The organism is Modestobacter sp. KNN46-3 (assembly GCF_011039295.1).
This window is the reverse complement of the sequence record NZ_JAAKGN010000311.1, coordinates 1-1,756: the sequence shown is the minus strand read 5'-3', so window position 1 is coordinate 1,756 and position 1,756 is coordinate 1. Positions and strand designations below refer to the sequence as shown.

Sequence of the window (1,756 nt, the reverse complement as noted above, 5' to 3'; positions counted from 1 at the left end):
GCCGTTCCGCGCGCCCTGGACGCCGGCCACGATCTGGACAGGGTGCTCGTGATCGACGACCTGGTGCGCGGCGACGTCTTCTTCGTCGCCACCGGCATCACCGACGGCGAGCTGCTGCGCGGGGTGCGGTACCCCGACCCGGGCTCGCCAGGCTCGGGGAGCAGCGGGTCCCCCGTCTGGCAGGCTCGGGCGGGTGACCAGCCCGTCCTCCCCCGAGTCGCCCTGGCCGGTCCGCACCGTGGCGCGCAAGGTCGCCGAGTGGATCGGCCGGCTCGGCGAGGTGTGGGTCGAGGGGCAGGTCGCCCAGCTGTCCCGGCGCGGCAACGCAGCGACCGTCTTCCTCACCCTGCGCGACCCCGCAGCGGACCTCTCGGTGCCGGTCACCTGCCACCGGGACGTCGCCGACCGGCCGGGCCTGGAGCTCACCGAGGGCGCGCGGGTCGTCGTCCGCGCCCGACCCGACTACTACGTCGCCCGTGGGTCCTTCTCGCTGCGCGCCACCGAGATCCGGGCGGTCGGCCTCGGCGAGCTGCTGGCCCGGATCGAGCGGATCCGCCGGCTGCTGGCGGCCGAGGGCCTGTTCGACGTCGCCCGCAAGCGCCCGCTGCCCTTCGCCCCGGCCGTCGTCGGCGTGATCACCGGGCGGGACAGCGCCGCTGAGCGCGACGTGCTGGTCACCGCCCGGCGACGCTGGCCGGCGGTCCGCTTCGCGATGTACAACTGCGCCGTCCAGGGTCCGACGGCGGCCGAGTCCGTGATCGCCGGGCTGCAGCGGCTGGACGCCGATCCGACGGTGGAGGTCATCGTCATCGCCCGCGGCGGCGGCTCGGTCGAGGACCTGCTGCCCTTCTCCGACGAGGGCCTGGTGCGGGCGATCGCGGCCAGCCGCACCCCCGTCGTCACCGCCGTCGGGCACGAGACCGACACCACGCTGGTCGACCACGTGGCCGACGTCCGCGCCGCCACCCCCACCGACGCCGCACACCGGGTCGTCCCGGAGATCGGCGAGCAGACGCGCCTGGTCGAGGGCCTGCGCGCCCGGGCCCGGCACCTGCTGGGCAGCCGGCTGGAGCAGCAGGAACGCTGGCTGGAGTCGGTGCGCAGCCGCCCGGTGCTCGCCGATCCCCAGCGGCTGCTGGCCGGCCGCGCCGACGACGTCACCGCGCTGCGCACCCGGGCCACCCGCACGCTGACCCACCGGGTGGAGGGCGCCGAACGCGACCTCGTGCACGCCCGTGCCCGGGTCGCCGCGCTGTCCCCCGCCGCGACGCTGGAACGCGGCTACGCGGTGGTCCAGCGGGCCGACGGCGCGCTGGTCCGCGACCCCGCCGGGGTGGACGACGGCGAACGGCTGCAGGTGCGGGTCGCCGGCGGCCGGCTACCGGTGCGGGTCGACCGCACACCCGCCGGGGAGGATGGGGAACCGTGACCGAACAGCCCGAGCAGGCCGTCGAGCCGACCCAGACCTACGAGCAGGCCCGCGAGGAGCTCGCCGACGTGGTGCGCCGGCTGGAGGCCGGCGGCCTCACCCTGGAGGAGTCGCTGGCGCTCTGGGAGCGCGGCGAGCAGCTGGCCGAGTTGTGCCAGCACTGGCTCGACCGGGCCCGCGAACGCCTGGCCGCCGCCGCCCCCACCGGGCAGGACTAGGGGGCGTACGGCTCCAGGGAGCCGGCCAGGGTCGCCAGCTCCTCCTCCGACGCCGAACCGCTGACCACCAGGGTGGCGCCGTCCGCGGTCCGGGTCAGCGCCGTCTCCC

Annotated in this window: 2 protein-coding genes and 1 pseudogene; all 3 read left to right on the top strand. The window is 76.7% G+C overall.

Annotated elements, in window-relative coordinates:
• Positions 1-15: 15 nt before the first annotated feature.
• Positions 16-123, top strand: a pseudogene (locus G5C62_RS28830) (fructose-bisphosphatase class II); the annotation flags it as partial.
• A gap of 70 nt (positions 124-193) precedes the next feature.
• Positions 194-1,429, top strand: coding sequence for an exodeoxyribonuclease VII large subunit (gene xseA / locus G5C62_RS26865; protein ID WP_164703393.1), 1,236 nt, complete (start codon positions 194-196; stop codon positions 1,427-1,429).
• Positions 1,426-1,647, top strand: coding sequence for an exodeoxyribonuclease VII small subunit (locus G5C62_RS26860; RefSeq protein ID WP_036332921.1), 222 nt, complete (start codon positions 1,426-1,428; stop codon positions 1,645-1,647). The genes xseA and G5C62_RS26860 overlap by 4 nt, the downstream gene beginning before the upstream one ends.
• Positions 1,648-1,756 lie beyond the last annotated feature (109 nt).